The 23,594-nt window shown below is 70.8% G+C and carries 24 protein-coding genes; 7 read left to right on the top strand and 17 right to left on the bottom strand.

What is annotated here, in order from left to right:
• Nucleotides 1-18: 18 nt before the first annotated feature.
• On the bottom strand, nt 19-1,044 hold the full coding sequence (fbaA, locus tag ACFQUZ_RS08275) for a class II fructose-bisphosphate aldolase (RefSeq protein WP_377439646.1): 1,026 nt from the start codon (nt 1,042-1,044) through the stop codon (nt 19-21).
• Between the two features lie 199 nt (nt 1,045-1,243).
• Complete coding sequence (locus tag ACFQUZ_RS08270) at nt 1,244-1,618, bottom strand: phage holin family protein (protein WP_377439643.1); 375 nt, start codon at nt 1,616-1,618, stop codon at nt 1,244-1,246.
• 158 nt (nt 1,619-1,776) lie between these two features.
• On the opposite strand from ACFQUZ_RS08270, the gene ACFQUZ_RS08265 reads away from it, so the two are divergent.
• Nucleotides 1,777-1,992 (top strand): hypothetical protein, encoded by a 216-nt coding sequence (locus ACFQUZ_RS08265; protein ID WP_377439642.1) that lies wholly within the window; start codon nt 1,777-1,779, stop codon nt 1,990-1,992.
• Between the two features lie 45 nt (nt 1,993-2,037).
• Here the strand turns inward: ACFQUZ_RS08265 and ACFQUZ_RS08260 are convergent, their stop codons facing one another.
• Together ACFQUZ_RS08260 and ACFQUZ_RS08255 are read right to left on the bottom strand one after the other, a co-directional pair.
• Entirely contained in the window at nt 2,038-3,093 is a 1,056-nt protein-coding gene (locus ACFQUZ_RS08260; protein WP_377439639.1) for an LCP family protein, read from the bottom strand.
• Nucleotides 3,090-3,572: a SigE family RNA polymerase sigma factor gene (locus tag ACFQUZ_RS08255; protein WP_377439636.1), complete on the bottom strand. Its 483-nt coding sequence runs from the start codon at nt 3,570-3,572 to the stop codon at nt 3,090-3,092. Before ACFQUZ_RS08255 ends, ACFQUZ_RS08260 begins: the two co-directional genes overlap by 4 nt.
• 197 nt (nt 3,573-3,769) lie before the next feature.
• Here ACFQUZ_RS08255 and ACFQUZ_RS08250 point away from each other — a divergent pair, with 197 nt between their 5' ends.
• The 5 genes from ACFQUZ_RS08250 (at nt 3,770) to ACFQUZ_RS08230 (ending at nt 11,480) form a co-directional block, all read left to right on the top strand.
• Nucleotides 3,770-5,332 (top strand): LPXTG cell wall anchor domain-containing protein, encoded by a 1,563-nt coding sequence (locus ACFQUZ_RS08250; protein WP_377439634.1) that lies wholly within the window; start codon nt 3,770-3,772, stop codon nt 5,330-5,332.
• Nucleotides 5,333-5,459: 127 nt separating this feature from the next.
• Nucleotides 5,460-6,932 (top strand): 3' terminal RNA ribose 2'-O-methyltransferase Hen1, encoded by a 1,473-nt coding sequence (locus tag ACFQUZ_RS08245; RefSeq protein ID WP_377439631.1) that lies wholly within the window; start codon nt 5,460-5,462, stop codon nt 6,930-6,932.
• A 58-nt stretch (nt 6,933-6,990) separates the two neighbouring features.
• Nucleotides 6,991-9,516: a polynucleotide kinase-phosphatase gene (locus ACFQUZ_RS08240; protein ID WP_377439629.1), complete on the top strand. Its 2,526-nt coding sequence runs from the start codon at nt 6,991-6,993 to the stop codon at nt 9,514-9,516.
• Nucleotides 9,517-9,718: 202 nt separating this feature from the next.
• The gene (locus tag ACFQUZ_RS08235) at nt 9,719-10,648 is read left to right on the top strand and encodes a DUF368 domain-containing protein (RefSeq protein WP_377439627.1); all 930 of its coding nucleotides are present in this window, start codon (nt 9,719-9,721) and stop codon (nt 10,646-10,648) included.
• 118 nt (nt 10,649-10,766) lie between these two features.
• Nucleotides 10,767-11,480, top strand: coding sequence for a DedA family protein (locus ACFQUZ_RS08230; protein WP_377439624.1), 714 nt, complete (start codon nt 10,767-10,769; stop codon nt 11,478-11,480).
• 148 nt (nt 11,481-11,628) lie between these two features.
• Here ACFQUZ_RS08230 and ACFQUZ_RS08225 read toward each other — a convergent pair whose 3' ends face one another.
• The 13 genes from ACFQUZ_RS08225 to clpB all read right to left on the bottom strand — a co-directional run bounded on the left by ACFQUZ_RS08225 (nt 11,629) and on the right by clpB (nt 22,814).
• Nucleotides 11,629-12,006 carry a helix-turn-helix transcriptional regulator gene (locus ACFQUZ_RS08225; protein ID WP_007073957.1) on the bottom strand — a complete coding sequence of 126 codons (378 nt, stop codon included), beginning with the start codon at nt 12,004-12,006 and terminating at the stop codon, nt 11,629-11,631.
• Nucleotides 12,007-12,063: 57 nt separating this feature from the next.
• The gene (locus ACFQUZ_RS08220; protein ID WP_377439622.1) at nt 12,064-12,600 is read right to left on the bottom strand and encodes an orotate phosphoribosyltransferase; all 537 of its coding nucleotides are present in this window, start codon (nt 12,598-12,600) and stop codon (nt 12,064-12,066) included.
• A gap of 123 nt (nt 12,601-12,723) precedes the next feature.
• Nucleotides 12,724-13,542, bottom strand: coding sequence for an SDR family NAD(P)-dependent oxidoreductase (locus tag ACFQUZ_RS08215; RefSeq protein WP_377440066.1), 819 nt, complete (start codon nt 13,540-13,542; stop codon nt 12,724-12,726).
• A gap of 37 nt (nt 13,543-13,579) precedes the next feature.
• Nucleotides 13,580-14,188, bottom strand: a complete 609-nt coding sequence (locus tag ACFQUZ_RS08210) for a hypothetical protein (RefSeq protein WP_377439620.1) — start codon at nt 14,186-14,188, stop codon at nt 13,580-13,582.
• A 92-nt stretch (nt 14,189-14,280) separates the two neighbouring features.
• Entirely contained in the window at nt 14,281-15,039 is a 759-nt protein-coding gene (locus tag ACFQUZ_RS08205) for a hypothetical protein (protein WP_377439617.1), read from the bottom strand.
• 113 nt (nt 15,040-15,152) lie between these two features.
• A complete protein-coding gene (locus ACFQUZ_RS08200) occupies nt 15,153-16,721 on the bottom strand; it encodes a polyamine aminopropyltransferase (protein ID WP_377439614.1) in 1,569 nt (522 codons plus the stop codon).
• Entirely contained in the window at nt 16,718-17,509 is a 792-nt protein-coding gene (locus ACFQUZ_RS08195; protein WP_377439612.1) for a hypothetical protein, read from the bottom strand. The genes ACFQUZ_RS08200 and ACFQUZ_RS08195 overlap by 4 nt, the downstream gene beginning before the upstream one ends.
• On the bottom strand, nt 17,509-17,931 hold the full coding sequence (locus tag ACFQUZ_RS08190) for a DUF350 domain-containing protein (protein WP_377439611.1): 423 nt from the start codon (nt 17,929-17,931) through the stop codon (nt 17,509-17,511). The genes ACFQUZ_RS08195 and ACFQUZ_RS08190 overlap by 1 nt, the downstream gene beginning before the upstream one ends.
• A 66-nt stretch (nt 17,932-17,997) precedes the next feature.
• Nucleotides 17,998-18,423 (bottom strand): DUF4247 domain-containing protein, encoded by a 426-nt coding sequence (locus tag ACFQUZ_RS08185; protein WP_377439608.1) that lies wholly within the window; start codon nt 18,421-18,423, stop codon nt 17,998-18,000.
• Complete coding sequence (locus ACFQUZ_RS08180; RefSeq protein ID WP_377439605.1) at nt 18,420-18,920, bottom strand: DUF2617 family protein; 501 nt, start codon at nt 18,918-18,920, stop codon at nt 18,420-18,422. Before ACFQUZ_RS08180 ends, ACFQUZ_RS08185 begins: the two co-directional genes overlap by 4 nt.
• On the bottom strand, nt 18,920-19,561 hold the full coding sequence (locus ACFQUZ_RS08175; protein WP_377439603.1) for a DUF4178 domain-containing protein: 642 nt from the start codon (nt 19,559-19,561) through the stop codon (nt 18,920-18,922). The genes ACFQUZ_RS08180 and ACFQUZ_RS08175 overlap by 1 nt, the downstream gene beginning before the upstream one ends.
• A gap of 85 nt (nt 19,562-19,646) precedes the next feature.
• Nucleotides 19,647-20,036, bottom strand: coding sequence for a hypothetical protein (locus tag ACFQUZ_RS08170; protein ID WP_377439600.1), 390 nt, complete (start codon nt 20,034-20,036; stop codon nt 19,647-19,649).
• A gap of 186 nt (nt 20,037-20,222) precedes the next feature.
• Nucleotides 20,223-22,814 (bottom strand): ATP-dependent chaperone ClpB, encoded by a 2,592-nt coding sequence (clpB, locus tag ACFQUZ_RS08165; RefSeq protein ID WP_377439598.1) that lies wholly within the window; start codon nt 22,812-22,814, stop codon nt 20,223-20,225.
• A 102-nt stretch (nt 22,815-22,916) separates the two neighbouring features.
• Here clpB and ACFQUZ_RS08160 point away from each other — a divergent pair, with 102 nt between their 5' ends.
• Nucleotides 22,917-23,540 carry a pyridoxamine 5'-phosphate oxidase family protein gene (locus ACFQUZ_RS08160; RefSeq protein ID WP_377439596.1) on the top strand — a complete coding sequence of 208 codons (624 nt, stop codon included), beginning with the start codon at nt 22,917-22,919 and terminating at the stop codon, nt 23,538-23,540.
• Nucleotides 23,541-23,594: the final 54 nt, after the last annotated feature.

Genomic DNA, 23,594 nt, shown 5'->3' with positions numbered 1-23,594 from the left:
CAGGGCCCCTCCGCGCCGCTACTTGCCCAGCTTGGTGCCGGTGGACCGGAGCGCCTCGCAGGCCTCCACCACCCGCGCGGCCATACCCGCCTCGGCGGCCTTGCCCCAGACCCGCGGGTCGTACATCTTCTTGTTGCCAACCTCGCCGTCCACCTTGAGGACGCCGTCGTAGTTGCGCAACATGTGGTCCGCGACCGGCCGGGTGAAGCAGTACTGGGTGTCGGTGTCGATGTTCATCTTCACCACGCCGTAGTCCAACGCCTCCCGGATCTCCGACAGCAGCGAGCCGGACCCGCCGTGGAAGACGAGGCTTAGCGGCTTCTCCTTGCCGTACTTGGCGCCCACCGCTTCCTGGATGTTCTTCAGCACCTCGGGGCGCAGCTTCACGTTGCCCGGCTTGTAGACGCCGTGCACGTTGCCGAAGGTGAGCGCCGCCATGTAACGGCCCTTCTCACCAAGCCCGAGCGCGTCCACCATCGCCAGGCCGTCGTCGACCGTCGTGTAGAGCTTCTCGTTTATGGCGTTCTCGACGCCGTCCTCCTCGCCACCGACGACGCCGACCTCGATCTCCAGAACGATCTTGCCTTCGGCGGCCCGGTCCAGCAGTTCCGCGGCGATCTCCAGGTTCTCGCCCACCGGCACCGCCGACCCGTCCCACATGTGCGACTGGAACAGCGGCTCCTCGCCGCGGGCCACCCGCTCCTTCGAGATGGCCATCAGCGGCCGGACGAACTTGTCCAGCTTGTCCTTCGGGCAGTGGTCGGTGTGCAGGGCGATGTTCACCGGGTAGTTCTTGGCGACCTCGTGCGCGTACGCGGCGAACGCCGCGGCGCCGGTGACCATGTCCTTCACGGTCGGGCCGGAGAGGTACTCGGCGCCACCGGTGGAGACCTGGACGATGCCGTCGCTCTCGGCGTCGGCGAAGCCGCGCAGCGCGGCGTTGAGGGTCTGCGACGACGTCACGTTGATCGCCGGGTACGCGAACCGGCCGGCCTTGGCCCGGTCGAGCATCTCCGCGTACACCTCGGGCGAAGCGATGGGCATCTTGCACGCTCCTTACTGAACCGCTCTCGGCCCCCGTGGGCCGCTGTCTCCGGTGTGGGCGCCTGACCGCGCTGTCATGTCCGGGCAGTATCCCGTAGCCGGTCGGCTCCGGCACAACCGACCTGACCGGGGCCGGGCCCGGCGACCGGCACCGATCCGCGCGGGTCCGGCGCGGGTCCGGACCCGGTCCGGACCCCGGTCAGTCGGGCTCCGGCACCACCAGGCTGATCACCCAGCTGACCACCGCCACGATGATGGCCCCCCAGAACGCCGGCCAGAACCCGTCGACGGCGAACGGCAGGCCGGTCCGTTCGGCGATCCAGCCCGTCAACATAAACAGCAGCGCGTTGACGACCAGCGCGAACAGGCCGAGGGTGAGCAGGTAGAAGACGCAGCCGACCACCCGGATGATCGGCTTCAGCACCGCGTTGACGATCCCGAAGATCAGTGCCACGACCAGCACCGTCGCCACCTCGCCACCGGTCGTCCGGGCGGTGACGTCGATGCCGGACACGATCAGGGTGGCGATCCACAGCGCAACCGCCGTGATCGCGAGCCGGATGACGAACGCCACGCTGCCATCTTGGCATCTCGATACCAACCCTGACCGGCCAAATCGCGGAACATCAGCGGTTTCGACAGGTGCCGACTGGGCAGGAGAGTCGGTCGGCGGGCAGGTACGCCAGCCCGTACGGTGGTAGTGGCAGGCCGGATCGGAGGTTAGGAGGCGGGATGACCCAGCCCGACGAGGACTTCACGCCAGGCGACCACCTCGCCCACGACGAGCGCGACCCGGAGGCTCCGGAGAGCGACGCGGTGGAGCAGGCGACGGCCGCCGACCCGTACGTCGAGGAGACCGACGTGCGCCGCGGCCTGGAGGTCGACGACTGGGACGCGATGGAGCAGGCCCGCATCATCGGGCCGGACGACGACGATTACGACCGCTGAGCGGCCCCTCAGTTCAGCTGGCGGATCCGACGGGCGAGCCAGGACCTAGCCCAGGTCGGTGACCTGGTCCGGATGCGTCCGGACCCAGTGGGTCAGGTCGTCCCGGCGCAACGCGTCGAACAGGGACCGGCTGGATTCCGGATCGAGGCTGACGCCGGAGGGCGTGGCACGCGTATCCCAGGACTCGTCCAGCGACCAGCCGATGCCGGTGACCTCGGCGTTGGCGAGTTGCGGAAGCAGCGGCAGCAGGTCGGTGAGCGCCACGCGGTCGGCCACGATTCCCCTCTCGGCCGCCCGCAGCAGGGCGGACAGCCGGGCGGGATTCGTTCCGGATTCTCGCACCTGATCCGCCAGCGCGGCGAGGAACCGCTGCGCGTTCCGGTCCCGGTCGAAGGCGCCCTCACGCAACCCGTACCGCTGGCGCAGCAGGTCCCGGACGGCCGCGCCGTCCAACCGCTGGCAGCCGGCCGGGAACACCCGCCCGGTGTGTGTCGAGGGCGTCCGCTGGGGGAGGCACATCCGGACCCCGCCGGCGGCGTCGGTGACGGCTTGCAGCCCCTGATAGGTGACGACCACCGTGCCGGTGGGCGCGACGCCGGTGAGGTCGGCCACGGTGCGTGCGGTGAGCCGGGCCCCGGCGGTCAGGTCAGGTCGGCCCCCGGGTCGCGCGCTGCCCATCATGAACGCCGCGTTGAGCCGGTCGGTCCCCCGGCCAGGGATCTCGACCACGAGGTCGCGGGGCAGCGCGATCAGGAACACCCGGCCGCGGTCGGCCGGTATATGGGCCAGCAGCACCAGGTCGGTCCGATGGCCGGCCCCGGCACCGTGGTCATCGAGACCGAGCAGCAGGAGGTTTGTCGGTCCCGCGGGGACCGCTGGCGACGCGCCGGGGATCGGTGGCGGCCCGACCGCCACGTCCCGACCCAGCACCGGTAGCGCCACGGCGGCCAGCACAGCCAGCACCGTGCCGGTCGAGGCAACGGCGAGCCGGCGCCGGCGACGCCGCCGGGCCAGCCGGTCGATGGCCGACCGCAGCGGACCGGTCGGTGGTGCCAGGTGTACGTGCCGGGCGAACGCCGCCCGGATCTCGTCCTCGATCATCGTGTCTCCACCAGTTCGGCGCGAAGGGTGGCCAGGGCCCGGGAGATGGCGGACCGGACGGTGCCGACGGCGCAGCCGAGCACCTCGGCGATCTCGCCGTCCGGCAGGTCCTCGTAGAACCGCAGGACGAGGGCGGCGCGCTGGCGGCGCGGAAGCGTGGCCAGGCGGGACCAGACATCGTCCCGGTCGGCGGTGGCCTGCGCGTGGTCGATGGCCGGCGCGGGCCGGTCGTCCGATTCGCCGCGCAGCAACACCCGGCGGAACCACGAGCCGCGACGCCAGTCGATGTACTGATTGGTCAACATCCGTCGGACGTACCGCTCGGGCGAGTCCGCACGGCGCACCCGACGCCAGTTCAGCTGGACCCGCACCATGGTTTCCTGCACCAGATCCTCCGCGAGGTGCGGATCGCCGGTCAGCAGCACGGCATACCGCACCAGCGCGCCGAGTCGCGCGTCGGCGAACTCCTCGTACGTCATCGACACCTCCGCCGGTCCACGATGGTGTTGACGGATCGGGACCGCCGAATCACTGCGTCGTTCTACCCGATCATCCGTTCGGGTGGATCCCAGCACCGGACCGGCCCTTCGTGACCGATCCGACCTCTGGGGGAACATCCGCTGATCAATGACCGCTTAGGCTCCGCTGGCTGTACCACTTTCACGGGGAGGACCTCATGCGGATCAAGCCTGTCCGGCGGCTGCTCGCCGGACTTGGCGTGGTCGGTGCCGTCGGCGCACTCGTCGCCGCCACCGCTTCGCCCGCCCTGGCGGACGACGACGCCAAGCTCGGCGTCTACCTGCGGGACACGACCATCGCCGAGAAGTCGGAGGGCAGGATCGAGTTTCCGATCCTGTCGGCCTCGAAGCCGGTCGTGCTGAACGGAATCACTGTGACGTACGACCTCGGCGACTTGCCGTCGACGGTCAGCGCTAAGGCCGACGACTCCGGGGATTGCACCACGACAGGGAAGATCATCCGCTGCTCCATCGACGATCCGACCAACCTGGACGAGTGGGGGGCCATCGGGCTCGCGCCGCTGTTCATCACGCCGAAGGACACGGCGAAGGACGGCGACACCGGCACCATCACCGTGACCTTCGGCTCCGCGGGCTACGCGACGGTCAGTCACCGGGCGAAGGTCCGCGTCGGCGAGGGCGTCGACCTCTCCACCGGTCAGACCGGGGACGAAGCCGAGTGGTACGAGTCGAGCGCGACGCCTGGGAAGGCGTTCACGTCTCCGGTCAACGTGGTAAACGCCGGCACCACCACCGTGCAGGGTCTGGTCGTCGTCTTCCACGCCGAACACGCCGTCGAGGCCGGTCAGCAGTACAGCAACTGCACCTACGAGGACAACGTGCTGCGCTCCTGCCGCTTCGACCAGGAGTTGGCACCGGGTGCCGCGTACAGCGCCGCACTGCCCTACCGGCTGCGGGCGGACACCCTCGCGCCGGGTGAGGTCTACGGGCAGCATGGCCTGTTCACGCTTGCGGAGTTCGAGGACTACGAGGCTTACTCCAGGAGCCGGGGCTACACTTTCGGCAAGCCGGGCACCGGCGGGACGCTGACGTTGGCCGCCGCCCGCGCCCGGGCCTCGTTCCAGGCGGACACCGAGCCGTACAACAACTGGGGATACATGATGGTCACGGTGACCGGGAAGAACCCCGCCGACCTGTACGCCATCGGGACCGCCGTGACCGGCAAGGCGGGTGACGTGGTCACCGCGAAGGTCGGCGTCGGCAACAACGGTCCCGCTGCCCTGGACGCCGCCCTGCCGGCCACCTACTACACGGTCAGCGTGCCGGCCGGTACCTCCGTGACGGCGGCGCCGGAGAACTGCTACCTGCTGAGGCCGGGTGACAGCGCCTGGGACCTGGCCGGTAAGCCGAGCGTCCCCACCTACTTCTGCGGCTCCGGTCCGTACCTGGGGGTGGGTCAGGTCGAGACGATCGACTTCAAGCTGCGGATCGACACCGTCGTGCCCGACGCGACCGGCCAGGTCAGGGCCAACGCCAGGTGCGACTGTGACGGGCGGTTCGACGGGGACCCGAACCGGACCAACGACGTCGCCCAACTCCTGGTGAACCCGACCGACGACGGCGGTTCGGGTGGGGGCGGCACCCTGCCCATCACCGGCTCGTCCACCGGCGTCGTCGTGGGGGTGGGCGTTGTGCTGCTCGCCGCCGGGGCCGCCGGATTCGTGCTGGCCCGCCGTCGGCGTACCCGGTTCGTGGCCTGATCCACGGCGGATGGATCGCCCGGAGGGGCCTCTTATCATCGCTATGCGTCGATAAGGGGCCCCTCCGGCGTTGTCGTCCGGCCAAACCGGGCGGCGCGGGACCCGCGGTTGCTGCCATCATGATCAGGTGCTGCTCACCGTCACCACCACCCACCGGCCGGCCACCGACCTTGGCTACCTGCTGGTGAAGCACCCCGACCGGGTGCACACGTTCGACGTGCCGACCGGCACCGCGCACGTCTTCTACCCGGAGGCGGCGGCGGACCGCTGCACGGCCGCCCTGCTGCTCGACGTGGACCCGCGACGGCTGGCCGGCGGCCGTAACCGGCGGACCACCCCGGCCGACTTCACCCTCGGCCGGTACGTCAACGACCGCCCGTACGCGGCCTCCAGCCTGCTCGCCTCCGCGCTGTCCAAGGTGTTCCGATCGGCGCTGCGCGGCGCGTCCAGGGACCGGCCGGAGCTGGTCGCGGCGACCATCCCCCTGGAGATCCAGGTTCCCGCGCTGCGCTGCCGCGGTGGCTCGGCCCTGGCCGAGTCGCTGTTCGGACCGCTCGGCTGGACGGTGACCGCGACGCCGGTCCCCCTCGACGAGCGGCGACCGGACTGGGGGGACAGCCGGTACGTCGACCTGACCCTGCGCGGCGTCATCCGGCTCGCCGACGCCCTCAATCAGGTGTACGTGCTGCTGCCGGTGCTTGACGACGCGAAGCACTACTGGGTGGCCCCCGACGAGATCGACAAGCTGTTGCGGGCCGGTGAGGGATGGCTGGCCAGCCATCCACAGCGTGGCCTGATCGCCCGGCGATACCTGGTGCACCGCCGGGCCCTCGCCGGGAGGGCGCTGGCCCAGCTCGACGAGCGCCGGCTGGCCGAGCTGCGGCTAGCCGACGACGCGGCCGATCCGGACTCCGTCGACCCGGATCCGGCTGCCGGAGAGCGACCGGGCGACGAGGACGCTCAACTGCCGGAGGCGGTGCGCCGGCAGCCGCTCGCGGTGCACCGCCGGCGAGCCGTACTCGCCGAGTTGGCCCGGGTCGGGGCGAGCCGCGTGCTGGATCTGGGCTGCGGCGGCGGCGCGCTGCTGGTCGACCTGGTCGCCGAGCGGCGGCACACCGAGATCGTCGGCACCGACGTGTCCGTCGGCGCGCTCGCCATGGCCGAGCGCCGGCTTCGCCTGGACCGGTTGCCGCAGCGCCAGCGGGACCGGATCAAGCTGTGGCAGTCGGCGCTCACCTACCGCGACGACCGCCTCCGGGGGTACGACGCCGCGGTGCTCATGGAGGTGGTGGAACACCTGGACGCGGAGCGGCTACCGGCGCTGGAGGACGCGGTCTTCGGTCACGCCCGACCGGGAACGGTGATCGTGACGACCCCCAACGTGGAGTACAACGTCCGGTACGAGGGTCTGCCCGCGGGGCGGCTGCGCCACTCGGATCACCGGTTCGAGTGGACCCGCGCCGAGTTCGCGGCGTGGACCGACCGGGTGGCCGACGCACACGGCTACCGGGTAACCCGGTCCGGTGTCGGCGACGAGGATCCCGAGGTCGGCTGCTCCACCCAGCTCGCCACGTTCATCCGGGAAGGGGGCTCACCGTGAGCGCGAGGAGTGAGCCGGGTTTGCGAGCCCCGCAGTCGCGAACGAAAGGGGGCTCATAATGCGGATCGACATTCCGGAGCTGGCGCTGGTGGCCCTCGTCGGCATCTCCGGGTCGGGTAAGTCCACATTCGCCCGGCGGCACTTCCGGCCCAGCCAGGTGCTCTCCTCGGACGCGTTCCGGGCGATGGTCGCCGACGACGAGAACGACCAGTCGGCCTCCGCCGACGCCTTCGACGTGCTGCACTACGTCGCCGGCAAGCGGCTGCGGGCCGGCCGGCTGACGGTGGTCGACGCGACGAATCTCCAGTCGCACGCCCGGGCCGGCCTGGTCGCGGTGGCCCGGGAGCACGACGTGCTGCCGGTCGCGGTCGTGCTGGACGTGCCCGAGCCGCTGTGCTGGGAGCGGACCGAGGCCCGCGCCGACCGTCCGTTCGGCCGGCAGGTTCTGCACCGGATGCACCGCGACCTGCGCCGGTCGCTGTCCGGGCTGGCCCGTGAGGGCTTCCGCAAGGTGCACGTGCTGCGCGGCCCCGCCGAGATCGACGCGACCGAGATCCACTACGAGCGGCTGTTCAACGACCGCAAGGAGCTGACCGGCCCGTTCGACATCGTCGGTGACGTGCACGGCTGCCGGGCCGAACTGGAGGCGCTGCTAGAACGGCTGGGCTGGACGGTGCACCGGGACGCCACCGGCAGGCCGGTCAACGCGACGCACCCGCTGGGGCGTACCGCGATCTTCGTGGGCGACCTGGTGGACCGCGGCCCGGACTCGCCGGGGGTGCTGCGCCTGGTGATGGGCATGGTCGCCGCCGGCACCGCGCTCTGCGTGCCGGGCAACCACGAGCAGAAGCTGGTACGCAAGCTGCGCGGCCGCAAGGTCACGGTGTCCCACGGCCTGGCCGAGACGCTGGCCCAGTTGGCGACCGAGCCACCGGAGTTCGTCGCCGGGGTGGAGACGTTCATCGACGGCCTGGTCAGCCACTACGTGCTGGACGGTGGCCGGCTGGTGGTGGCCCACGCCGGGCTGAAGGAGGCATACCAGGGGCGGGCGTCCGGACGGGTCCGGGCCTTCGCGTTGTACGGCGAGACGACCGGTGAGACCGACGAGTACGGCCTTCCGGTCCGCTACCCGTGGGCCCGTGACTATCGTGGTTCGGCCACCGTGGTCTACGGGCACACCCCGACGCCGACACCCGAGTGGGTCAACAACACCATCTGCATCGACACCGGCTGCGTTTTCGGCGGCTCGTTGACCGCCCTGCGTTACCCGGAACGGGACCTGGTGTCGGTGCCGGCCGCGAAGGAGTACTACCCGCCGGCCCGGCCGCTCGTCGTGCCGGCGCCCGAGCGCCCGGCGGACGTGCTGGACCTCGCGGATGTCACGGGCCGCCGGCACGTCGAGCACCGGTACGGCCGGCTGACCGTGCCGGCCGAGAACGCCGCGGCCGCCCTGGAGGTGATGAGCCGGTTCGCGGTCGACCCGCACCGGCTGGTGTGGCTGCCGCCGACGATGGCGCCGTGTTCGACGGCGACCGTGGACGGCTTCCTGGAGCACCCGGCCGACGCGTTCGCCGACTACCGGGCGGCCGGGGTGGATCGGGTGGTGTGCGAGGAGAAGCACATGGGCTCCCGCGCCGTGCTGCTCGTGTGCCGGGATTCCGCCGACGCGAGGTTCGGCGCGGGCGGTGGCGTGGCGTACACCCGGACCGGCCGGCCGGTGTTCGCCGAGCCGCTGGGGTCCGCGCTTGTGGACCGGGTGCGATCAGCCATCGACCGCGCGGGCCTGTGGACCGAGTTGAACACCGACTGGCTGCTGCTGGACTGTGAACTGCTGCCCTGGTCGGCCAAGGCGACCGGACTGATCCGCGAGCAGTACGCCCCGGTGGCCGCCGCCGGGGGCGCCGCGTTGCCGGCCGCGCTGGCCGCCCTGTCCGCAGCCGCGGACCGTGGGTTGCCGGTGGCCGAGCTTCGGGACCGGATGACCCGACGCGCCGACGATCTGGCCCGGTATGCCGTGGCGTACCGGGCGTACGTTCGGCCGACGGACGGGCTGACCGGGGTGACGCTTGCGCCGTTCGCGGTGCTGGCCAGCGCGGGGGCGGCACACACCGGTCGGGATCACGGTTGGCATCTCGCGCTGGCCGACCGGCTGCGAGAGGCCGACCCCGAGTTCATCACCCGGACCGACCGGCGGGTGGTGGATCTCGCCGACTCCGGTGCGGTGACGGACGCGACCGAGTGGTGGCTGGCGCTGACCGCGGCCGGCGGCGAGGGCATGGTGGTCAAGCCGTACGCCGGCCTGGCCGCGACCGACGGGAATGGCCGGTTGGTGCAGCCGGGCATCAAGTGTCGGGGCCGGGACTACCTGCGGATCATCTACGGTCCCGAGTACGACCGGCCCGACCAGCTCGCCGCGCTCCGTGGCAGGTCGCTGGGACGCAAGCGCGGTCTCGCGCTGCGCGAACACGGGCTGGGCCTGGCGGCGCTGGACGGACTGACCGAGGGCGCGCCGCTGTGGCGGCGGCACGAACTGGTCTTCGCGATCCTGGCCTGTGAGTCGGAGCCGGTCGACCCGCGGCTCTGACTGGCCGTGGCCGTGGGCGCCGGACGCGGCCGGTTCGGCGGCAGCGGGCCGCTCCGGGTCGGCCGGTTTCGGACGCGGCGGATCCCCGCCGGACGCGCGCCGGCTCGGCGGCGGCCGATCCGGCCGCGGGTAGCCTGGTGGGCCGTGGCCGACGCCCGGCGGGTCCGCGGGGCCAGACCGACTCAATGATTGGACCTTACGTATGGCAGCAGGCGAGCGCATCGGCCATGTCTTCCGGGGGACGGCCATCGGCGTGGCCGAAGCCGTACCCGGGATCAGCGGCGGCACCATCGCCCTGGTCACCGGTGTGTACGAGCGGCTCATCGAGTCTGCCGGTCACCTGGTGAATGCGGTTCGGTTCACCGCCTCGGACGGGCTGCGGGGGCGCGGCTGGACGCGGGTCACGCATGAACTGCGCCAAGCGCACTGGGTGGTGCTGATTCCCCTCGTCCTCGGCATGGTGCCGGGCCTGCTGCTGGCGGCGCGACTGCTGGAGCCGATGCTGCACGACTACCCGCAGCAGACCCGGGGGTTGTTCTTCGGGCTGGTGCTCGCCTCGATCCTGGTGCCGATCGCGATGGTCGGCAGGCGGTGGCGGGGTGGCGAGGTTGCCGCTTCGCTCGCCGCCGCGGTGGGAGCCTTCGTGTTGACCGGCCTGCCCCCGGCTTCGGTGACACCGAAGCCAGTGGTCGTGTTGCTCGCCGCCGCCCTGGCGGTATGCGCTCTGGCGCTGCCGGGAGTTTCCGGATCGTTCCTGCTGCTCACCCTGGGCCTCTACGAGCCGACGATCAGCGCCGTCAACGACCGGGACTTCGGCTACCTGGCGATCTTCGCCGCCGGCATGGTCATCGGGCTGGCACTCTTCGTCAAGACGTTGCAGTGGCTGCTCGACCGACACCGGCGGATGACTCTGGCGGTGATGACCGGTGTGATTGTCGGCAGTCTGCGTGCCCTGTGGCCTTGGCAGACTGACGACCGAGCCCTCCAGGCGCCGGGCGGCAACGTGCCGATCGTGGCACTGCTCGTCATCGTGGGCATGTCCCTGGTCATAACGATGATCATGGTCGAGCGTCGTCGGCTGCGGCGGGCGGCGGGCGATGTCGCGGACTCGGATCCCCGCTCAGGGGCATGATCGCGCCCGGTTTCGGCCGTCGGGCGCCGCGGTGTCGGAAGCGGTCCTAGACTGTCCGGCGTGCCGATGTCGGCGGGTACCGATCCGACACTAGCGGCAGAGCCTCGGAGGTCACCTCTTGTCGTCGCCCACCATCACCCTCGCCCTCGGTCCGGACTGGCTGGAACCGGAGTGGCTGATCTCGACATTCGGCCTGCTGGGCATCCTGGCCATCGTTTTCGCCGAATCCGGCCTGCTGATCGGCTTCTTCCTGCCGGGCGACTCGCTGCTGTTCACCGCAGGGCTGCTCACCGCGGACGGGAAATACATCACCTACCCGCTGTGGCTGGTCTGCCTGCTGATCACCATCGCGGCGATCGCCGGTGACCAGGTCGGGTACGCCTTCGGCAAGAAGGTGGGGCCGGCGTTGTTCCGGCGCCCGAACTCGCGCCTGTTCAAGCAGGAGAACGTGATCAAGGCACACGAGTTCTTCGAGAAGTACGGTGCCCGATCAATCGTGCTGGCGCGGTTCGTACCGATCGTGCGGACCTTCACGCCGATCGTCGCGGGCGTCAGCGGCATGCGCTACCGGACCTTCGTCACCTACAACGTGATCGGCGGCATCCTCTGGGGCACCGGCGTGACCGTTCTTGGTTACTTCCTCGGCCAGATCCCGTTCGTCAAGGCGAACATCGAAATGATCCTGATCGCGATCGTGGCGATTTCGGTGGTGCCGATCGCGATCGAGTTGCTCCGCGCGCGCATGGCCGCGAAACGGGGGACCACTCCCGAGGAGCGCGCCGCGGCGGAACAGGCGATCCGCGAGACGCGGCAGCACTACGGCCAGCACTGAGGGTGTTCACCAAGGCGCACTGACCCATCGCACCGCGCACGGGCACACCGATCGGGTCAGCGCCTGATCGGCACGCCGCCGGGTACGACGACTCGCGCCGGCCGTGCGGTGCCCCTCCACCGGGAGGGGCACCGGGCGGCCGGTCGGGTCAGCGAGCCTTCTTGGTGGCGCGCTTGCGCGGCGGGGTGAGCAGATCGGCGATCGTCGCGATCGCCGTCGGCACCAGCCGGTAGTAGGCCCACACACCACGCTTTTCCCGCTCGAGCAGGCCCGCTTCGGTGAGGATGCGGAGGTGGTGGCTCACCGTCGGCTGGGAGAGGCCCAGCGGCGCGGTGAGGTCACACACGCACGCCTCGCCCTCGGGGGCCGACTGGATGAGGCTGAGCAGCCGCAGCCGAGCCGGGTCGGCGAGTGCCTTGAGCACTCCCGCCAGTCGCTCGGCGTCGGCACGTTCGATCGGCTCGCCGGCGAGCGGCGAGATCTGAGGCATAGTCATTTCGGCCAACGCAGTTCCCACGTATTCCATCCTTCCACCAACAGCATCGACCCGCCTGCATATCAGCAGATCCGAATCGGTAAACTTTTAAGCCGGTAGGCCGAGGTCAGCCAACGTATAGGCGGCCCGATACGGCAGTCCGGCGGCGCGTACCGCCTCTCCCGCCCCTCGATCGACGATAACCGCCACACCCACCACCTCGGCTCCGACTCCACGTAATGCCTCGACCGCGGACAGCACGCTGCTGCCCGTCGTCGAGGTGTCCTCGACCGCCAACACCCGACGGCCGACGACGTCCGGACCCTCGATCCGTCGTTGCAGGCCGTGCGTCTTGTCGGTCTTGCGGACCACGAACGCGTCCACCGGCCGCCGGTCCGCCCCCGCGTGCAACATCGCGGCGGCGATCGGATCGGCGCCGAGGGTCAACCCGCCGACGGCCGTGTAGTCCCAGTCCTTGGTGAGGTCCGACATCACCCGACCCACCAGAGGTGCCGCCGCGTGGTGCAGCGTCACCCGTCGCAGATCGACGTACCAGTCGGCCTCGCGACCTGACGACAACACCACTCGTCCATGGACCACGGCCAAGTCGGTGATGAATTTTCGCAGGTCGTCACGGTCGCCCATGGTCGAAGATCGTACTGCGCGTGCCTGAGAGTTAGTTGAGTGGCCCGGGCCGTCGCTCTCGGAGGGAACCGACGGCATCGATGTCTGCCCGACCCCGCAGGGGTGCCCGACCCGGTGGCGGGGTTATCCCGCGTCCCGCCCGATCCGGCCGCGGGTGTCTCGGGCCACGCCGTGCAGCACACCTCGGGGCGTGTGCCGCAGGCCGAACACGGCAAGCTTGTACTTCCAGTCAGGGACGCTGACAAGCTTGCCTTTGTGCAGGTCACGTAGGCCCTCGGCGACCACGTCGTCGGCCCGCAGCCAGAGCCAGCGGGGCGTCTTGGACATGTTGATGCCAGCCCGGTCGTGGAACTCGGTCCGCGTGTAGCCGGGACACAGCGCCATCACCCGTACGCCGAACGGACGCACCGACTGGCCGACGGATTCGCTGGAGTTGGTTACCCACGCTTTGCTCGCCGAGTAGGTCGACCCCGGCATAACCGCCCCGAACCCGGCAACCGAAGAGACATTTATCACTGCCCCACGCCGGCGTTCGGTCATCCCGGGCAGGGCCGCGTGCGTCAAGCGCAGGACAGCCAACACGTTGAGCCTGAGCAGCCGGGCCTCATCGTCCGCGGAGGAGCGCAGGAACGGCCGGTTCAAGCTGATCCCGGCGTTGTTCACCAACAGGTCCACGGGTTCGTCGGCGGACCGGAGCCGATCCTCGACCTGTCCTGTGCCGGCCTCGGTGGACAGGTCCGCGGGCAGCACGTCCACCGGCGTACCGTGCCGCTCGCGCAGCTCGGCGGCGACCACCGCCAACCGTTCGGCGTCCCGCGCCACCAGCACCAGGCGCCATCCGTCGGCGGCGAGACGGCGGGCGAAGGCGGCACCGATACCGGAGGTGGCCCCGGTGACGAGGGCCGCCCCGGCGCGACGCGACGATCGTTCAGAGCTGGGCACGTCAGGGGCTGACACGGGCGGTCCTCACCTCGCTGGTCTACGACGGGACGGCCGGAACAGGGGGTCGCGCTCGGGTGTGGTCGTCACCCCCGCGCCGGCGGAAGAAGGCGGCCGCCGGCGGCAACGCGAGCAGTCCGGCCACCACAAGGTAGCCGAGGCCCTGAGCCACCGAAAGGGTCGCGCCCAGGCCGGCCCACCAGTCCGGATAGGCGCTTCCCGCGGCTGTGACCAGTTGTTCCGTGGCCAGTTCGTCGGGGCCGAACTCCATCGGCACCGTCCGTTGCAGCACCGTCACGGTGAGCGCTCCGCAGCCGAGCAGCGTGCCGAGCCCGCAGACCACCCAGGTCGCGACCCGGGCGCCCGGCGTCCCCCGGATCAATCCCAGGGCCAGCAGCACCAGAAGCACCGCGACGCCCACCCCGATCAGCGTGGCGAGGGCCGCGGCGCCGCGCATCAGGAACACCACCGTGCCAAGCTCCGACCGGCTGGCGGCGGTGCTGGCGGTGGCCGCGCGGAACCGGTCGACCGTGCCCGACAGGATCGCCAGGCCGAGCACCGCGTGCGCCAGGCCGACCGTCGCCATCAGCACCAGCATCGCGGCCGCGCCGGTCACGGCCGCGGGCCGGTGCGGCGGAGCGTCCGACATCGAATCTCCTCCTGCCTGAGACACGACGATCCCCCCGGGAGTTGTGTTGTGAGCAACCTACCCGGGGGGATCGGACGTCGTGCCGGTACGACTCAGCCGGCCGGTGGGGTCGACGGCGGCTTGTCGTCCCGGTCCGTCCGCGGGCCCGGCTCCTGCGGGTGGGCCGTCGGCTGCCCGGGGGTGGACGGGTAGCCGGGGGCGGACGGGTAGCCCGGCTCCGGCGCGCCACCGCCGCCCTGCGGGTAGCCGGGGTAGGTGCCACCCGGCACCGGTGGCTCCCCGTGACCCGGCTGCGGCTTGCGGAAGAACTGGTTGGACGCCGGCAGGGCCAGCAGGATCAGCGCCGCAAGCAGCGCGAGCAGGGCGAGCGTCGTCAACGTGTTGGTGACCGGGCCGTACCAGCCGGGGAGCACCTCGTCGAGCCGCTGCTGGATCTCGGCGGCGCTCGGCGCGTCGCCGCCCGCGTTGCCCATCGAGTTGCTCAGGGCCGTGCCGAGAAGGCCGAAGCCGAGGCAGCAGGCTCCGATGCCACCGACCACCCAGGTGGTGATCCGGGAAGCGTTCTTGCCCCGGTTGTTGAGCACCGCCAGCACGACGAGGCCGATGGCGATGAGCAGGAGGACGACGGTGCCGGCAATGGCGCCGATCGCCGTCGCCGTCTCCGCGCCCTCCACGCTGGTGCCCGCGTAGAGATCACGGTAGGCGTCCTGGACCTTGCCAAGGTAGGCGAGTCCGATGATGGCGTTGATCACCTGCAGTGCGGCGACCGCGTACAGCAGATAGCTGGAGATCGTGACGCTGCTCGGACGTGCCCCGGCCGTCGGTGCGACCGGATTGCTCGGATCCGACACGAACGCTCCTTTCCTAGAGCCACGAAACAGGGTATCGATACCCTGCCAGCGATCGGGGTGAAACAGGAACGACCCGCCGGACCAGGCCGTGTTTCGCCCGCACCGCGGCGCGGTCAGTAGTCCCGCCACTCGGCCCGGGAGAACTCCAACACCCGGGGGTGCAGCAGGGTGGACGCTGGCACGTCCAGCCGGCGCCGGTCCGCGGGGAAGACGGCCGCCATCCGCAGCGTGTCGCCATCGAGGAAGCGGGTCGCCGGATGCTCCTCGGGCAGCCTCAGCTCGGGAGCGGTGCCGCCCGGCGCCGCCAACACGAACCCCCAGTCGCCGAAAGACGGCACATCGACGTGGTACGGAGTGGTCGCGAACCCGGCCGCCCGCACGGACGCCTCGATCGACCAGAACGACCGGGGGGCGAAGTACGGCGAGCCGGACTGCACCACCAGCCGGCCCTCGTCGCCCAGCACCGACCGGATCAGCTCGTAGAACTCGACGGTGTAGAGCTTGGCGGTGGCCGTCTCGTCCGGGTCCGGCAGGTCGGCCACGACCGCGTCGAACCGCTCGGCGGCGGTGCGCAGCCAGCCGAACGCGTCCGCGTTCACCACCCGGACCCGGGGATCGTCGAAGGCGTGCGCGTTGAGCTGTCGCAACTGCGGCTCCCGGCGGGCCAACGCCACCACCGCCGGATCCAGGTCGACCACGGTGACCCGCCGTACGTCGGGGTAACGCAGCAGTTCCCGCACGGCCAGCCCGTCACCGGCCCCCAGAACCAGCACCGACGAGCGGGCACCGGCGAGCGCCGGGTGGACCAGCGCCTCGTGGTAGCGGTACTCGTCGACGGAACTGAACTGCAGGTCGCCGTTGAGGAACAGCCGCAGGTCGGTGCCGGGCCGGCCGGCCACCGACGCCGACCGGGTCAACACGATCTCCTGGTAACGGCTGCGTTCCGCGTACACCACCGGGTCCCGGTAGAGCTGCTGCCGCGAGGTCACCTCGAAGTCGTGTGCCATGGCGTACGCGTACCCGAGACAGAGCGCCACCACGGCGGACCCGGCGGTGAGCACGATCCGGGACCGCCGGCCGAGGTCCTTCCGGAAAACGGTGAAGACCAGGACCACCCCGGCGAGCGCGTTCACCGCCCCCACCACCAGGGCACCCCTGAGCTGACCGAACACCGGAATCAGCAGGAACGGGAAGGCCAACCCGCCGAGCAGCGCGCCCACGTAGTCGGCGGCGAACAGGTCAGCCACCGCGCTGCCGGCGGCCTGTTCCCTGATCCGTTGCAAAAGCACCATCAGCAGCGGGATCTCCGCACCGATCAACAGGCCGAGCACGAAGGCGGTCACCACCAGCGCCGGTGCGTACAGGTTGAGCCAGGCGAACGCGGCGTAGAGCAGCAGCACCGACAACCCGCCGAGCAGCGCGAGGACCAACTCGACGGCGGCGAACGCGGCGGCCGCGCGGGACTGCAACGGCTTGGCGGCCAACGCCCCGAGGCCCATCGCGAAAACCATCACGCCCAGCACGATCGACGCCTGCCCGACCGTGTCACCGATCAGGTAGCTGCCGAGCGCCACCAGCGCCAGTTCGTACACCAGGCCGCAGGCGGCGCAGACGAAGACCGCGAGCAGGACACCCGCGCGGGCCAGTCGCCAGCGCGGGTGGGTCGGCGTCGCGACGCTCACCCGCCATCCCCGGTACGTCGGCCGGTCCGGGGGCCGGGGGCGAAGTCCTTCGCGGTCCGCTGCTGCCGTCGCTGCCGGGCCGCGAGCCGGCGCTGCGCCTCGGCGTCCCGGTTGTGCTCCTTGCGCCGCTGAACCAGCCCGATAGCCACCAGCAGTCCGGTCACCAGCAGCAGACCGAGCGCTCCGGCGAAGTAACCCCAGCGGTCCCGCCACATGTCGCTGCCCGCGTCGGCCAGCGGGGTCACCGCGGCGGCCGGTTCGGCGGTGATCACCGGCGCCGGGCTGGCCAGTTCCCGCTCGACCGCCAGCAGCGGGAGGATGGTGGCGGCCCGGCAGATCGCCCAGCCCGGATCGTCCACGAACGCCTTCTCGTCGAGGCCGAACCGCCCCAGGTCGGCCTCCATGCCGAAGGCGTCCAGGCCGGCGGAGGACTCGACCGACAGGCTCGCGTAGTCCTCGCTCTCACTGCTCTCCGAGGTATAGACGACCGTGCCGGCGACCTCGATCCAGCGTGGGCAGCGCTGCGGGTCGCTGTCCACCGGCACCCCGTCGCCCAGGTTCGACCCGACGCTCACCTCCCGGTCCCGGTACCGGTCGGCGAGCCGCCAGCCGAAGCAGATGTTTTGGCTCTGTGCCGAGCGGTCCAGCACCGCGACGGTGTCGGTCCGTTCGGGCAGGGTCGGCGGCGGCACCGGTTCGGCCCTCGCCGGACCGGCGAAGCCGAACACGGCGGTCGCCGTGCCCACCATGACGAGGGCGGCCCGGCCGGCCACGTACGACCCGCGCATCAGCTGATGGCGGCCGCGATGACCGCGCCGGTGGCGAGGTGCACCGTGGCGGAGACCCAGACCGCCGGATGCGGCTGCGGATCCACCAGGATCTCCCCGAGCTTGCCCGGCGTGGCCACGTCCAGCAGCAGGAACGCCCCAGCCATGATCACCAGGCCGAGTACGCCGTACGCCGCGCTGCCAATGATCCCGCGGGCGAAGTCGTCCTCGCTCGCCATGATCGAGGCGACCACGATGATGCCGACGCTGGCCAGGTTGGAGGCGAGTAGCACAGCGGCGTTGCGGTTCCGGTCGACCCAGATCAGCTCGTTGAGCCGGCCCGGCGTAGCCAGGTCGACAAGGACGTACCCGATCCCCATGAGCACCACCCCGACGGCGCCGTAGGCCAGGGTGATCATCAGGTCGGTGACGAGGTTCGGCACGGTGTCTCCAGGGTGAGGAAGCGGCGGACTGACGGAAGCGGCGGACTGAGGGATACGGGGCCGGGCCTATTTGCCGGACCCGGGGCCACCGCCCCGGACGGAGCTACCCCGACCCCACCCCCAAGCGTTGCCCACGGTGGAGTGGTAACGCCGGTACGCGGTGGACGTCTTCTCCAGCAGGATCAGCGAGCCGGCCGCGAGCGGCAGGATCACCACGGAGTCGTCGTCGTAGCGCAGGTAGACGCCACTGCCGTCGACGTACTCGTCGGCCGGCCGCCAGGCGTCCGTGACCTCCTTCGCCACCTGGCTCGGCGGCCGGTTCGCGGTGTACGCGACGGCGTCCCGCCCGATGTCGCGCGCCGCCGCCCGGGTGTACCGGTCCTCGACGTAGCCACGGGGGGAGAAGTTGCCGTAGAAGATTCCGAAGGCCGCCACCAGCACACCGACCACGGCGAAGATCGTGCCGAGCAGGAACCACTTGCGAGGCGTCATGGGGTCACCACCGTCTCGGTCTGGACCAGTTCACCGGTCTGTGGGTACGCGTGCCAGGTCTGCCACCGCACGGCCCGCTCCCCATCGGGTCGGACCCGCAGGGCCGTGACCGCGTCCCGGTCGCCGGGAAAAACGCCTACCAGCGCGTGCGGGTCGTCGGTCAGCTCGTCGCGCAGCGTCGCCACCTGCTCGACGAAGGCCACCCGGTCGAGCCGGAGCACCCGGGAGGTGAACCGGTAGCGCCCGGCGTCGTCGTGCATCTCCCGGGGCAACCGGTCGGCGCCGGGGAGGCAGGCGACGGTCTCCGACCGGACGGCCGTACCGGAGATGTCGAGCACCACCTGATGCGAGGCGCCGAGCAGTCGCAGATGCACCGTGGCCAGGCCGGGCAGGGTGACCGTGAGCACGTGTAGCGCCGGCCGCTCCGGACCGTCGATGGCGAGGCTCAGGTCGGCGGCCGTGGTGTCGGCGTACGGGGTGTCTATGTCGACGAGCATCAGCGCTTCCCCTCGGGGGCCGACTGCGGATAAATCATGACCTCGGGACGGCGCAGCACCTCGCCGCGGGCCACTTCCCAGCTGCCGCTGTCGCCGTACGCCTCGAACGACAATCGGGCCCCGCCGGGCGCCTGGTAATCGTGGTACCGCACGGTGCCGGTCGGATTGAGTCCGGTTGTCCCGGTGGCGGTGTAGCGGGCTCGACCCGACTCGTCACTGGCGAACCGCCGGCCGTCGAAGTCGACAGTGGGCGCGCCCGGGGTGACGGTGGCGCCCGGTTCCGCGGTCCACAGCACCAGTTCCAGATCCGGGTCCTCCTCGACGGAGAGCCACCGCTTGACGCCCTGTACGTCGTCGAGCAGATGCTCGGCCCAGCCCCAGTCACCCTCGGTGAAGTGCAGCGAGCCGCGTACCCCGTAGGAGCTGCCACGGATCTCGACGATGTCCCCCGGGCGCAGCTTGCGGGGATCGCCCCGCATCGCGTCGGCGTCGTCGTCCGGCTGCCGGAACGGGTCGGCCGGGGCGGATGGCGCGGTGCTCTGCCGCCGCGCCCGGCGCCACATGATCACAGCAACCGCCAGTCCGGCCACGGCGACCAGGCACCCCAAGCCGGTCACCAGGTAAGTCAGCGTCCCGTTCACCACACCGCCCCCATCGACTTCGCGTCGGGCGAGACGGTAACAACCCCGTGCACATCTGCAAATGCCGGCGTTGTTGAGTATTCAGTCAGTCACGCAGTGGTGGTCCAGGGCGCATGCGCTCGGCCGCGTAATCGCCCAGACTTGTTTTTCCCATGACACAACCGGTGAACGTGGTGAACTCGGACCGGTCGTCGAGCAGCGACCGCCACGCGGCGCCGGCCGCGGCCGGGTCGAAGCGGTCGAGCAACGTGACGGCGTACGCCCGACCGGCCGCCGATCCGTTCTCGATCAGCTCCATCAGCCGCGGCCGCAGTTCCTCGGCCCGCGCCGGCAGGGCCTGCTCCACCAGCCGGTACGCCTCGGTCACCGGCAGCACCTGGCCGGCGAATCCGACTCCACCGAAGGCGAGCGTGTCGGCGCCGGCCAACTCCCGCAACGCCGCGTCGATCCCGGACCAGTCACCTCTCCCACCCATATCTCCATCCTCCCCCACCCCGTCGATCCCCCCACCCTGTCGATCCCCCCACCGTGTTGATCAAGAGGTTTGCGTCAGTGATCACGGCTTTCTCCGACGCAAACCTCTTGATCAACCCGGCGAGTGCGAGTGCGAGTGCGAGTGCGAGTGCGAGTGCGGGGGTGGGGGTGGGGGTGGGGGTGGGGGTCAGGTTTGGGTGATGGTCAGGGCGTCCTTGGTGTCGGCGAGATCGACCCGGACCGTGTCGCCGTCGCGCACGTCGCCGGACAGCAGCGCCTTGGCGAGCTGGTCGCCGATCGCCGACTGCACCAGACGGCGCAGCGGGCGGGCACCGTAGATCGGGTCGTACCCGTGCTCGGCCAACCAGGCCCGCGCGGCGTCGGACACGTCGAGCACCAGCCGGCGGTCCGCCAACCGCCGTCCCAACCGGTCGAGCTGGATGTCCACGATGGACCGCAACTGTTCGCTGCCGAGACCGGCGAAGACCACGATGTCGTCCAGCCGGTTGAGGAACTCCGGCTTGAAGTGCGAGCGGACCACCGCCAGCACCGCCTCCCGGCGCTGCTCCTCGCCCAGCGTCAGATCGCTGACCACCGACGACCCCAGGTTGGAGGTGAGGATCAGGATCGCGTTGCGGAAGTCCACCGTGCGCCCCTGCCCGTCGGTCAGCCGACCGTCGTCGAGCACCTGGAGCAACACGTCGAACACGTCCGGGTGCGCCTTCTCCACCTCGTCCAGCAGCACCACCGAGTACGGCCGGCGGCGCACCGACTCGGTGAGCTGGCCACCCTCCTCGTACCCGACGTAGCCGGGCGGGGCGCCGACAAGTCGAGCCACCGAGTGCTTCTCGCCGTACTCGCTCATGTCGATCCGGACCATCGCCCGCTCGTCGTCGAAGAGGAACTCGGCGAGCGCCTTGGCCAACTCGGTCTTGCCGACCCCGGTCGGGCCGAGGAACAGGAAGCCGCCGGTGGGTCGGTCCGGGTCAGCGACGCCGGCGCGGGCCCGCCGGACGGCGTCCGAGACCGCGGCCACCGCCTCGGCCTGGCCGACCACCCGCTCGCCGAGCGACGCCTCCATCCGCAGCAGCTTGGCGGTCTCGCCCTCCATCAGCCGACCGGCCGGAATGCCGGTCCAGGAGGCGACCACGGCGGCGATGTCGTCGGCGCTGACCTCCTCCTTGAGCATGGCCCCATCGGCCTGCAACCGGGCCAGTTCCTCCTCGGCCCGGGCCAGCCCGGTGCGCAGCTCCGGAATCCGGCCGTAGCGCAGCTCGGCGGCGCGTTCCAACTCGCCGTCCCGCTCCGCGCGTTCGGCCTCACCGCCGAGGCGCTCCAACTCCTCCTTGGCCGTGGAGATCTTGGTGATGTGCTCCTTCTCCAGCTTCCATCGCTCGCTCAGCGCGGTGAGCTGCTCCCGCTTGTCGGCCAGTTCCTTGCCCAGCCGTACCAGCCGCTGGGCAGAGGCCTCGTCCGACTCCTTGGCCAGCGCCATCTCCTCGATCTCCAGCCGGCGCACGGCCCGCTCGATCTCGTCCACCTCCACCGGCCGCGAGTCGATCTCCATGCGCAGCCGGGAGGCGGACTCGTCCACGAGGTCGATCGCCTTGTCCGGCAGGAAGCGGTCGGTGATGTACCGGTCGGACAGCGCGGCGGCGGCGACGAGGGCGGCGTCGGTGATCCGTACGCCGTGGTGCACCTCGTAGCGCTCCTTGAGCCCGCGCAGGATGCCGATGGTGTCCTCGATTGTCGGCTCGCCCACCAGCACCGGCTGGAACCGCCGCTCCAGGGCCGGGTCCTTCTCGATGCGCTCGCGGTACTCGTCGAGCGTGGTGGCGCCCACCATGCGCAGCTCGCCCCGGGCGAGCATCGGCTTGAGCATGTTGCCGGCGTCCATCGAGCCCTCGCCCTTGCCGGCGCCGACGAGCGTGTGCAGTTCGTCGAGGAAGGTGATGACCTGCCCGTCGGAGTTCTTGATCTCTTCGAGCACGGACTTGAGCCGCTCCTCGAACTGGCCGCGGTAGGACGCGCCGGCGACCATCGCCGCTAGGTCGAGTGACACCAACTTCTTGTCCCGCAGCGACTCGGGTACGTCCCCGGCCACGATCCGCTGGGCCAGGCCCTCGACGATGGCGGTCTTGCCCACGCCGGGCTCGCCGATCAGGACCGGGTTGTTCTTGGTACGCCGGGACAGCACCTGGATCACCCGGCGGATCTCGGAATCCCGACCGATCACCGGATCGATCTTGCCGTCCCGGGCCTGTTCGGTGAGGTCGACGCCGTACTTGGCGAGGGCCTGATAGGTCTGCTCCGGGTCGGCGTTTGTCACCCGCCGGTCCCCGCCGCGGACCGTGGGGAACGCGGCGACCAGGTTCTCCTCGGTGGCGCCGGCGTCCTTGAGCGCGCCGGCGACCATGCCACCCACCCGGGCCAGGCCGGCCAGCAGGTGCTCGGTCGATGTGTACTCGTCGCCGAGGGGGCGGGCGATCTGCTCGGCCGCTCCGATCGCGTTGACGAACTCGCGGGACAGGCTGGGCTCGGCGATGCTGGAGCCGCGGGCGGCGGGCAGCGTCTCGACGGCCCGTGCGGCGGCGCGGCGGACGTCTGCCGGGTTGGCCCCGACCGCCCGAAGCAGCGCACCGGCGGTTGAACCGCCGGTGTCGAGCAGCGATAGCAGCAGGTGCCACGGCTCGACGGTGGCGTGGCCCCGCTGGGTGGCGATGGCGACCGCGCCGGTGATGACTTCCCGGCTCTTGGTGGTCAGACGTTCGGCGTTCATGGCTCCCCCGGGGTAGCGCGGTGGTCTCCGTTGGGAACGACACAACCAGAGTTGAGTCTATTCCGCTCAAGTCTAGCGTTGTGACCCAGATCACGGCGATTGATGACCACCAGCCAGCCTTCGCCCGCCGGGCCGGGCAAGCCATGTCGAGAAGAGCCGCCCGGTTCCGTCCACCTGCTGACCGCGCCGCGCGGGCGCGTCAGCCGACAGGGGGATGAGAACATGAACCGCCAAGCCGTCACCGAGGCGCTGACCAGGCCGATTTCACGGGAGCTACTGGGGTCCTCGATCCCCGCACGGCTAGCCTATGTCGGCGTCGACGGTGCGCCTCGGGCGATCCCGATCGGGTTCTGGTGGACCGGGGAGCAGGTCGTCATGGCCACCGTGCCGAAGGCGCCGAAGGTACGGGCACTGCGGCGGAACCCGAGGGTGGCCCTCACCATCGACACCCAGGACGCGTGGCCGCCACGAGTCCTGCTGATCCGTGGCGCGGCCCGGGTCGAGCTGGTTGACGGGGTGCCGGATTCCTACGTCGAAGCTTCCCGAAAGGTAATTCCGGCCGCACATTTCGAGGGCTGGGAGCAAGGGGTGCGGACCCTGTACGACCGGATGGCCCTCATCACGATGGAGCCCGACTGGGCAAAGCTGCTGGACTTCGAGACCACCCTCCCCAAGGCCGTTGCGGAACTGGTGCAGACCCGCCGGAGCGCGGCCGTCTCCGACTGAGTTCCAACGACGCGTTGTGGAAGCGGGAGGAGGCAGATCAGCGGTTCGGGCCGG

Origin of the sequence: Plantactinospora sp. GCM10030261 (assembly GCF_042666615.1) — a bacterium.
Taxonomy (GTDB): Bacteria; Actinomycetota; Actinomycetes; order Mycobacteriales; family Micromonosporaceae; genus KBS50.
This window is presented reverse-complemented; position numbering and strand designations above follow the sequence as displayed.